Origin of the sequence: Pseudomonas sp. NY15437 (assembly GCF_048068435.1) — a bacterium.
GTDB classification, from domain to species: Bacteria; Pseudomonadota; Gammaproteobacteria; order Pseudomonadales; family Pseudomonadaceae; genus Pseudomonas; species Pseudomonas nitroreducens_B.
Window position 1 is genome coordinate 157,153 of record NZ_JBLUQC010000014.1, and the last position, 9,498, is coordinate 166,650.

Sequence of the window (9,498 nt, forward strand, 5' to 3'; positions counted from 1 at the left end):
GCTTTTTCAATACCTGCCGGCCCGTGCGCCGCCCCGGCAAGCGCCCCCTGAAAGCCTTATCCACCGCTGACGTTTTGCCTCCGACAACAACAAGGGACAATCCCCATGCAAACCTGGCAGCAGCTCTACACCCCGCTCGGCAGCCTCGGCCTCTCGGCCCTGGCCGCCCTCGTGCCGATCATTTTCTTTTTCCTCGCCCTGGCAGTGTTCCGCCTCAAGGGGCACGTCGCCGGCGCCATCACCCTGGCGCTGTCGCTGCTGATCGCCGTGACCGTCTACCACATGCCGGTGGACAAGGCGCTGGCCTCGGCGGTCTACGGCTTCTTCTACGGGCTCTGGCCGATCGCCTGGATCATCGTGGCGGCGGTGTTCCTCTACAAGCTGACGGTGAAGAGCGGACAGTTCGAGATCATCCGCAGCTCGGTGCTGTCGATCACCGTCGACCAGCGCCTGCAGGTGGTGCTGATCGGCTTCTCCTTCGGCGCCTTTCTCGAAGGTGCGGCGGGCTTCGGCGCACCCGTGGCGATCACCGCGGCGCTGCTGGTGGGCCTGGGCTTCAACCCGCTGTACGCCGCCGGGCTGTGCCTGATCGCCAACACCGCGCCGGTGGCGTTCGGTGCGCTGGGCATCCCGATCATCGTCGCCGGGCAGGTGTCGGGGGTGGACGCCTTCAAGATCGGCGCCATGGCCGGGCGGCAGTTGCCGATCCTGTCGGTGATCGTGCCGTTCTGGCTGGTGGCGATGATGGACGGCTGGCGCGGCATTCGCGAAACCTGGCCGGCGCTGCTGGTGGCCGGCGGTACCTTCGCCATCAGCCAGTTCCTCACCTCCAACTACATCGGCCCGGAGCTGCCAGACATCACCTCGGCGCTGCTGAGCATGGTCTGCCTGACCCTGTTCCTGCGCGTGTGGCAGCCGGCGAACGTGCGCGAGACGGAGTTCTCCAGCGTCAACGCCGACGGCACGGCGACGCTGGGCGCGGTCGGTGGCGGCGGCGTGCAGCGGCGGGAGTCGCAGTACAGCGTCGGGCAGATCTTCAAGGCCTGGTCGCCCTTCCTGATCCTCACCGTGCTGGTGACCATCTGGACCATGAAGCCGTTCAAGGCGATGTTCCTGCCCGGCGGCGCGCTGGAGAGCTGGGTGGCGGTAATCCCGGTGCCCTACCTCGACCAACTGGTGCTCAAGGCTGCGCCCATCGTCGCCAACGCGACGCCAATGCCGGCGATCTACAAGTTCGACCTGGTGTCGGCCAGCGGCACGGCGATCTTCCTCGCGGCGCTGATTTCCATGGCGATCCTGCGCATCGGCGTGAAGAGCGGCGCGGCGACCTTCGGCGACACCCTCAGGGAACTGAAATGGCCGGTGCTGACCATCGGCATGGTGCTGGCCTTCGCCTTCGTCACCAACTACTCGGGGATGTCCACGACGCTGGCCCTGGTGCTGGCGGGCACCGGCGCGGCCTTCCCGTTCTTCTCGCCGTTCCTCGGCTGGCTGGGGGTGTTCCTGACCGGGTCGGACACCTCGTCCAACGCGCTGTTCGGCTCCTTGCAGGCGACCACCGCGCACCAGCTCGGGGTCAGCGACACGCTGCTGGTGGCGGCCAACACCACCGGCGGGGTGACCGGCAAGATGATCTCGCCGCAGTCCATCGCCGTGGCCTGCGCTGCCACCGGGATGGTGGGGCGCGAGTCCGACCTGTTCCGCTTTACGGTCAAGCACAGCCTGATGTTCGCCGCGTTCATCGGCCTGATCACCCTGGCCCAGGCCTATGTGTTCACGGGGATGCTGGTGCACTGACTACCCGACGTCAGGATTCCCTGTAGGAGCGAGCTTGCTCGCGAACCGCTACGGCGGCCGTCCGCGAGGCAGGCATGGCACTCCCTGTAGGAGCGCGCCATGCGCGCGGTCGCGGGCATGGCCTGCTTCTACAAGGGGCAAGAGCCCCTCACCCTAACCCTCTCCCGCAAGCGGGAGAGGGGACTATTCGGCAGATTGGGCAGCCTTGGGAAGTCAGTGTGCAGGGAGCATAATGCGCCAGCGTTATCCGCCGTGGAGGGAGGCGGCGGATAACCTGTTCCAGGTTATCCGCCCTACAAGGGGCAAGAGCCCCTCACCCTAACCCTCTCCCAGAGGGAGAGGGGACTGTTCGGTGCAGGATGAAACCACACTGTCAGCCGGCACGATCGGCCCCCTCTCCCTCTGGGAGAGGGCTGGGGTGAGGGAACCGCCCGAGCGCCTATCTCCAGCTGAACCAACCGATCAGAAATCCACCTTCCCCCGCCCCGCCTTGATCGCCCCGCGCTTGCTCTTGCCCTCCAGCCGGCGCGTCTTCGAACCCAGCGTCGGCTTGGTCGGGCGGCGCTTCTTTTCCACCTTCGCCACGCTGCGGATCAGCTCCGCCAGGCGGTTCAGCGCGTCCTCGCGGTTCTGCTCCTGGGTGCGGTACTGCTGCGCCTTGATCACCACCACGCCCTCGCCAGTGATGCGCTGGTCGCTCAGGGCCAGCAGGCGTTCCTTGTAGAACTCCGGCAGTGAGGACGCGCGCACGTCGAAGCGCAGGTGCACGGCGCTGGACACCTTGTTGACGTTCTGCCCGCCGGCGCCCTGGGCGCGGATGGCGTTCAGCTCGATCTCGCCATCGGGAATCTGCACGGTGTTGGAAATCTGCAGCATGGGAAGGATTCAGTGCGGAAATGATGGCCAGCATACCGCGCACCGGCGCGGCTGTCCCGGCGCCATCTAGCGCGCCGCGAAGCGCGCGTTCCTGACTTTCGCGTCAATTTTTGTATACGAATTTGTGTACAAGTTTTTCTTGCAATGTCATCAATTCACCATTAGAACCCAGCCTGTCACCGCCCGCCGTTCCTTCGGCGGGACGCCGGCCCCGAAAGCCACGAAAACAAGAAAAATACAGAGGTGCAGCATGGTTTCATCCGCGATGACGGCCCTTGGCGCCGCCCGCTCCCAACCGCGTTCCAGCCGCCGCCTGAGCAACGGCCGCCGGTTCGCCCTCGGTACCGCGCTGGTGCTCGCCCCGCTGGGCATGGCGCAGGCCGATGAAGATCGCTTCTTCGAGTGGACCAGCAACACGCTGGGCTTCCGCTACGGCAAGGGCTTCACCAACCCGAACAACCCGCACGACATCAGCAAGCGCATCTTCAGCTTCAGCCACGCCGACGGGTATCGCTACGGCAGCAACTTCTTCCACCTCGACGTGCTGCAGTCCGACAGCGATGACCCGCGCAAGGGCACCGACCATGGCAGCAGCGAGGTCTATGGCGTGTTCCGCAGCCAACTCTATGCCTCGCGGGTGTTCGACCTGCCCCAGGGCAAGGGGCTGGTAAAGGACCACGCCTTCACCTTCGGCTTCGACGCCAGCCGCAACAACAACCTCGGCTCGGCGAAGAAGCGCGCCCTGGTGTTCGGCCCCACCCTCAAGTTCAACGGCCCCGGCGTGCTGGACCTGTCGCTGTTCTACTACCGCGAGAAGAACCATTCCGGCATCCCCAACGTGAAGCACCCGGACCACACCTTCGACACCACCTACATGGTCAACCTGACCTGGCTGCGGCCGTTCCAGCTGGGCGACCACGGGGCGAAGTTCCAGGGTTTCCTCAACTACACCGGGGAGAAGGGCGAGGATTACAACGACAACGACACCGCGCCGGAGACGCTGATCCGCACCTCGCTGATGTTCGCCACCCTGCCCGGCGCCAAGCGCCAGCCGAACCTGTGGCTGGGCGTGGGCTACGAGTACTGGCACAACAAGTTCGGCGTGGACGGTGGGCGCGGCACACGGACCTCGACGCCGACGGTGAACCTGGAGTTCACCTTCTAGCCTCGGGAGTGGCGGCGGTTCGCGAGCAAGCTCGCTCCTACAAGAGCTGCGGCAGATCCGCTTTTCGTAGGAGCGAGCTTGCTCGCGAACCCGCCCGGCACCCACCTCACCGATCGAAAGTCCATGAAAAAGCCCGGCATCGGCCGGGCTTTTTCATGTGGCACAGGAACATCAGCGCTCCTTGCAGGCCACGCCATCGGCGGGTTCGCCGCCCTTCCAGTCCTTGTACAGGGTGGCGTCTTCGCCCTTGGTCCACCAGACGTACTGGCCGGCGGCGTACTTGGCGCCGGAGGCGGAGATGACGTTGGCGAAGACCAGGCTGGAGGCGTCGGTCACCGGTACCACGGCGAGGCTGTTGTCGCCCTTGTTCAGGTACTGCACGCTGATCTTGCGGCCGTCCTCGCACTTGTACGAGACGCTGCGCGAGTCCAGCTTGGCGTCGCCGGGCAGGACCAGCGCGTCCACCTGGGGCGCTTTCTTCTCTTCGCCGCCGCAGGCGACGAGGAGGACCGGCACGGCCGCCGCGAGCAGCCAAAGTGCTTTTTTCATGAGTATCCCTCTGACGAAAATGGCCCGGTCACTCTAGGAAAGGTCGGGCCGCACGGTCAATCGCGGGCGGCCCGTCTCAAAGTCGGGCGGCTCAATCCGCCAACGCGGCCCGCACCTCGCCACGCGCCGCGCCCTGGCGCTTGAGGCGATAGCAGCCGTACATCACCAGCAGCCACACCGGAATCGCATAGACCGACACCTGGATGCCCGGGGTGAGCAGCATGACGCCGAGGATGAACACCACGAAGCCCAGGCACAGCCAGTTGGCCGCGGGATACGCCACGGCACGGAAGGCGGTGCGCTTGCCGTCGGCATCCATGCGTGCGCGGAACTTCAGGTGCGCCAGGCTGATCATCGCCCAGTTGATCACCAGTGCGGCGACCACCAGGGACATCAGCAGCTCCAGCGCGCGGGCCGGCACCAGGTAGTTCACCAGCACGGCGAGGAAGGTCACCGCCGCCGAGACCATCAGCGAGCGCACCGGCACGCCACGGCTGTCCACCTTGGCCAGGGCCCGCGGCGCATCGCCCTGCTCCGCCAGGCCTACCAGCATGCGGCCGTTGCAGTAGGTGCCGCTGTTGTAGACCGAGAGCGCGGCGGTGAGCACCACGAAGTTGAGGACGTGGGCCGCGGTGCTGCTGCCGATCATCGAGAAGATCTGCACGAAGGGGCTGCCGCTGTAGGAGTCGCCGGAGGCATTGAGCGTTTGCAGCAGGCTGTCCCACGGGGTCAGCGAGAGCAGCACGGTGAGCGCGCCGATGTAGAAGATCAGGATGCGGTAGATGACCTGGTTGATCGCCTTGGGGATCACCTGCTTCGGCTGGTCGGCCTCGGCGGCGGTGAAGCCGAGCATTTCCAGCCCGCCGAAGGAGAACATGATGATCGCCATGGCCATCACCAGCCCGCCGATGCCGTTGGGGAAGAAGCCGCCGTGGGCCCACAGGTTGCTCACCGCCGCCTGCTCGCCGCCGGTGCCGCTGGCCAGCAGGTAGCAGCCCAGGGCGATCATGCCGACGATGGCGGCGACCTTGATGATGGCGAACCAGAACTCCGCCTCGCCGAAGGCCTTCACGTTGAACAGGTTGATGGCGTTGACCACCACGAAGAACAGTGCGGCGGTCGCCCAGGTCGGCACCTCCGGCCACCAGTAGTGGATGTACTTGCCCACCGCGGTGAGCTCCGACATGCCCACCAGGATGTACAGCACCCAGCAGTTCCAGCCCGAGAGGAAGCCGGCGAAGCCGCCCCAGTACTTGTGCGCGAAGTGGCTGAAGGACCCGGCGACGGGCTCCTCGACGATCATCTCGCCGAGCTGGCGCATGATCAGGAAGGCGATGAAACCGGCGATGGCGTAACCGAGGATCATCGACGGCCCCGCGGACTTGAGCACCCCGGCCGAGCCGAGGAACAGCCCGGTACCGATGGCGCCACCCAGGGCGATCAGCTGGATATGGCGATTCTTCAGGCCGCGCTGGAGCTGGCCTGCGTGTTGAGTTTCACGCGTCATGCGTCACCTGTTGTTGTTATCTGTGACGGGAATCGGCCGCCCGGCTTGTGGCCGGACGGTGCGGGCAAGGCAAGGCTAAAGAGCGGTGGAACGGTGGGGCTTACTGGGCGTCGGGCTGCACCTCCGGGGCGGCCTGCTGGAAGGCGTCGAGGGTTTCGCAGCGCGCGGCGATGGCGAGCAGGCGCGGGCAGGCGGAAAGGTCGCAATCGAAGCGGCGGGCGTTGTACAGCTGGGGAATCAGGCAGGCCTCGAAGTAGCCGGGGCGCTCGCCCAGGGACAGCGGCCCGGTCCAGTGGGCGACGCCCGCTTCCACCGCGCGCAGGCCGGTCTCGACCCAGTAGCGGATCCAGGCGTTCTTCGCCTCGTCCGCCACCTCCAGCGGGCCGCTGAGGTACTGCAGCACGCGCAGGTTGTTCAGCGGGTGGATGTCGCAGGCGATGTGCAGGGCCAGGGAGCGGACCTGCGCACGCTGCAGCGCGTCGCGCGGCAGCAGGCCGGGCTGCGGGTGGGTTTCGTCGAGGTACTCGAGGATGGCCAGGGACTGCGCGATGCGCGCGTCGCCATCCACCAGCAACGGCACCAGCTCCTGCGGGTTGAGCTGTTTGTAGTCGGCGGCGTGCTGCTGGCCGCCGTCCTTCACCAGGTGCACCGGCACCTGGCGGTAGGCCAGGCCCTTGAGCCCGAGGGCGATGCGCACGCGGTAGGCGGCGCTGGAGCGCCAGTAGGAATACAGGGTGAGCATGGCGATTCTCCGCAGGCGGCCGCGCTATCCGCGCGGCCGCCCGGCAAGCGCATTACTGGTCGGAGATCACGCCACGGCGAATCTGGTCTTCCTCGATGGATTCGAACAGGGCCTTGAAGTTGCCCTCGCCGAAGCCCTGGTTGCCCTTGCGCTGGATGATCTCGAAGAAGATCGGCCCGATCACCGTGTTGGTGAAGATCTGCAGCAGGATGCCATCGTCGCCCGGCGCGCCGTCGATCAGGATGTTCAGCTCGCGCAGTTGCTCCAGCGGCTCGCCGTGGCCGGCGACGCGGGTATCGACCTTGGCGTAGTAGGTATCCGGCGTGCTCATGAAATCCACGCCATTGGCGCGCAGCTGGCGCACGGTGGCGTAGATGTCGTCGGTGGTCAGGGCGATGTGCTGGATGCCTTCGCCGTGGTATTCGCGGATGAATTCCTCGATCTGCGACTTGTCGTCCGCCGACTCGTTGATCGGGATGCGGATCTTGCCGCACGGCGCGGTCATGGCGCGCGACAGCAGGCCGGTGAGCTTGCCTTCGATGTCGAAGTAGCGGATCTCGCGGAAGTTGGCGATGCGCTCGTAGAAGCCGGACCAGACGTCCATCTGGCCGCGCTTGACGTTGTGCGTCAGGTGGTCGATGCACAGCAGGCCGACGGCGTTGTCGTTGGCGCTACGGCCTTCGATGAACTCGAAGTCGACGTCATAGATGCTCTTGTCGCCATAACGGTCGACGAGGTACAGCAGCGAGCCGCCGATGCCTTCGACACAGGGGATGTTCAGTTCGCCGAAGTTGGCGTGGCTGCCCACCAGTTTCGCGCCCTGGGATTCGACATAGGCGGCGGCCTGGGCTGCGTTCTTCACCCGGAAGGCCATGGCGCAGGCGCTGGGGCCGTGCTTCTTGGCGAACTCGTGGACGTGGCCGGTGGGGCTGCCGTTGAGCACGATGTTGATGTCGTTCTGCTGGAACAGGAAGACTTCCTTGGAACGGTGCTTGGCGGTCTCGGTGAAGCCCATGCTGGTGAACAGCTGGCGCAGCTGCTCGATACCCTGGGCGTCGGGAGCGGTGAATTCGACGAACTCGAAGCCGTCGGTGCCGATGGGATTGTGTTGTTCGATCTTGGTCACGGCGTTCATCCGGCCTCCTCGTTGTCGTTATCGGCTGGCTCGGCGCGGGGGCCGTCCAAGCGTCTGGAATGCCTTCATCTCAACTGTCGGCGGGCATTGGAACAAGCGGGGTGCCGGGCGATTGCCACACGCCGGGAGGCTGGGCCCGGCAAGAAATCCTTACGCGGCCAAAAGCCCCGTGCGGCATGCCGCCGCAGCGTAAACATTTCGTGACAGCCTGGTGCGCCAGGCTGCCAGTGCGGATGTCGCGCACTCGTCACGGGCCCCTCGCGGCGGCTACCATGCGGCTCATCGCCCCTGCCCGATTGTCCCCATGGCCCGTGCCGCTCCTCCCGATTTCGACGCCACCCCGGCCTCCCTGCGTGCCCTGGCCCGCAGCTACCCGCGCGGCCTGCACATCGAGCCGCACTCCCATGACTGGGGGCAGGTGCTCTACGCCATGTCGGGGGTGATGTGGCTGGAGACGCCGTCCGAGGCGCTGCTGGTACCGCCCAACCGCGCCGTCTGGCTGCCGCCGCAGGTGCCCCATGGCATCCGCGTGGTCAGCGAGTTGCAGATGCGCAATATCTACCTGCGGCCGGGGACGGCGGACGCCCTCGGCGAGCAGGTGCAGGCGTTCGAAGTGGGCGGATTGTTGCGCGAGCTGATCGTCAGGCTGGTAGAGCACGAGCGCGAGCCGGACACCGATTACTACCAGGCGCTGTCGCAACTGGCCGTGCTGGAGCTGCAACGCGCGCGCAGCCTGCTGCTGCGCGTGCCGCTGCCGGACGACTCCGACCGCCGCCTGCTCAACCTGTGCCTGGCGGTGATGGCCGAGCCGAGCCAGGCCATTTCCTTCGAGCAGCACGCCGCCGACGCGGGCGCCAGCGTGCGCACCCTCGCCCGCCTATTCCAGCGCAGCCTGGGCATGGGTTTCGCCCAGTGGCGCAGGCAGGTGCAACTGGCCACGGCGGTGGCGCAGCTCAACGAAGGCATCGCGGTGAGCCAGATCGCCCATGGGCTGGGGTACCAGCCGGGGAGTTTCAGCGAGATGTTCCGGAGGGAGCTGGGCGTGGCGCCGTCGGAGTATTGCGGGCGGTAGAGCGCTCCCTGTAGGAGCGGGCCATGCCCGCGATCCGCCGGCAAGGCCGGTGGTTTCCCTGACGCCTGCGTTGGAGATGTGCCGCCTCGGCCGGGGTGTTTTAGCGCCGCGTCGGCGTGCGCACGACCTTCTTGTTTCGCCCCCTCGGGCGACCCACTTTGGCAAACGACCCAAAGTGGGCAAAGGTCTTGCCCCTCCATCCGGTTTTTCGCCTAGGCGAAAAACGTTGAATCGAAGTTTCACGGGCACGCCGCGAAGGGCCATCCCTGGCCCATCGCGGCTCTCGCGGCATCCATGCCGCTCAACCCCTGAAACTTCGCTTCAACGAGGCCTCCTGAAAGGGGCACTCCGGAGCGCTTGGACGATTCTCTGGAAATCTGAAAAAGCAAAGCAAGACCGAGGAATCATGTGCCCCGCAGAAGCAGTCCTAGTCCGCGAAAGGCCGTAGGGCGCATAACCCGGAACGGGTTATCCGCCGATTACCTCCCGGCGGATAACGCTGGCGCGTTATGCGCCCTACGAACCTAACGATGCCGGCGCCAATCTGTAGGAGCGCGCCATGCGCGCGATCGCGGGCGTGGCCCGCTCCTACAAGGGGCACAGCCGTTCGGCGAACGCCGGTAATCACGACTTCCGCCGCGGAGAACTTTGCGGA

The 9,498-nt window shown here is 66.1% G+C and carries 8 protein-coding genes; 3 read left to right on the forward strand and 5 right to left on the reverse strand.

All coding sequences use genetic code 11. The annotated features are described in order from the left end of the window. Positions 1-105: 105 nt before the first annotated feature. Entirely contained in the window at positions 106-1,797 is a 1,692-nt protein-coding gene (locus ACNFIA_RS26020) for a lactate permease LctP family transporter (protein ID WP_416789858.1), read from the forward strand. A gap of 462 nt (positions 1,798-2,259) precedes the next feature. Here ACNFIA_RS26020 and arfB read toward each other — a convergent pair whose 3' ends face one another. Further along, on the reverse strand, positions 2,260-2,673 hold the full coding sequence (arfB, locus tag ACNFIA_RS26025) for an alternative ribosome rescue aminoacyl-tRNA hydrolase ArfB (RefSeq protein ID WP_416789859.1): 414 nt from the start codon (positions 2,671-2,673) through the stop codon (positions 2,260-2,262). A gap of 370 nt (positions 2,674-3,043) precedes the next feature. Here arfB and ACNFIA_RS26030 point away from each other — a divergent pair, with 370 nt between their 5' ends. Then, complete coding sequence (locus ACNFIA_RS26030) at positions 3,044-3,838, forward strand: nucleoside-binding protein (protein ID WP_416789868.1); 795 nt, start codon at positions 3,044-3,046, stop codon at positions 3,836-3,838. A 171-nt stretch (positions 3,839-4,009) separates the two neighbouring features. On the opposite strand, the gene ACNFIA_RS26035 is transcribed toward ACNFIA_RS26030, so the two are convergent. The 4 genes from ACNFIA_RS26035 to hppD form a co-directional block, all read right to left on the reverse strand. After that, positions 4,010-4,387: an MliC family protein gene (locus tag ACNFIA_RS26035; RefSeq protein ID WP_017517672.1), complete on the reverse strand. Its 378-nt coding sequence runs from the start codon at positions 4,385-4,387 to the stop codon at positions 4,010-4,012. 91 nt (positions 4,388-4,478) lie between these two features. Continuing rightward, positions 4,479-5,894 (reverse strand): amino acid permease, encoded by a 1,416-nt coding sequence (locus ACNFIA_RS26040; RefSeq protein WP_416789861.1) that lies wholly within the window; start codon positions 5,892-5,894, stop codon positions 4,479-4,481. A 100-nt stretch (positions 5,895-5,994) separates the two neighbouring features. Continuing rightward, entirely contained in the window at positions 5,995-6,636 is a 642-nt protein-coding gene (gene maiA, locus ACNFIA_RS26045) for a maleylacetoacetate isomerase (RefSeq protein ID WP_416789862.1), read from the reverse strand. A 52-nt stretch (positions 6,637-6,688) separates the two neighbouring features. Further along, complete coding sequence (hppD, locus tag ACNFIA_RS26050) at positions 6,689-7,771, reverse strand: 4-hydroxyphenylpyruvate dioxygenase (protein ID WP_416789864.1); 1,083 nt, start codon at positions 7,769-7,771, stop codon at positions 6,689-6,691. 304 nt (positions 7,772-8,075) lie between these two features. Here hppD and ACNFIA_RS26055 point away from each other — a divergent pair, with 304 nt between their 5' ends. Then, positions 8,076-8,843, forward strand: coding sequence for an AraC family transcriptional regulator (locus tag ACNFIA_RS26055; protein WP_259753834.1), 768 nt, complete (start codon positions 8,076-8,078; stop codon positions 8,841-8,843). Positions 8,844-9,498: the final 655 nt, after the last annotated feature.

Bases quoted from the DNA above. Each gene is read 5' to 3' on its own strand.
- hppD (WP_416789864.1), bottom strand. From the start codon at position 7,771: ATGAACGCCGTGACCAAGATCGAACAACACAATCCCATCGGCACCGAC.
- ACNFIA_RS26020 (WP_416789858.1), top strand. From the start codon at position 106: ATGCAAACCTGGCAGCAGCTCTACACCCCGCTCGGCAGCCTCGGCCTC.
- arfB (WP_416789859.1), bottom strand. From the start codon at position 2,673: ATGCTGCAGATTTCCAACACCGTGCAGATTCCCGATGGCGAGATCGAG.
- ACNFIA_RS26055 (WP_259753834.1), top strand. From the start codon at position 8,076: ATGGCCCGTGCCGCTCCTCCCGATTTCGACGCCACCCCGGCCTCCCTG.
- maiA (WP_416789862.1), bottom strand. From the start codon at position 6,636: ATGCTCACCCTGTATTCCTACTGGCGCTCCAGCGCCGCCTACCGCGTG.
- ACNFIA_RS26040 (WP_416789861.1), bottom strand. From the start codon at position 5,894: ATGACGCGTGAAACTCAACACGCAGGCCAGCTCCAGCGCGGCCTGAAG.
- ACNFIA_RS26035 (WP_017517672.1), bottom strand. From the start codon at position 4,387: ATGAAAAAAGCACTTTGGCTGCTCGCGGCGGCCGTGCCGGTCCTCCTC.
- ACNFIA_RS26030 (WP_416789868.1), top strand. From the start codon at position 3,044: ATGGCGCAGGCCGATGAAGATCGCTTCTTCGAGTGGACCAGCAACACG.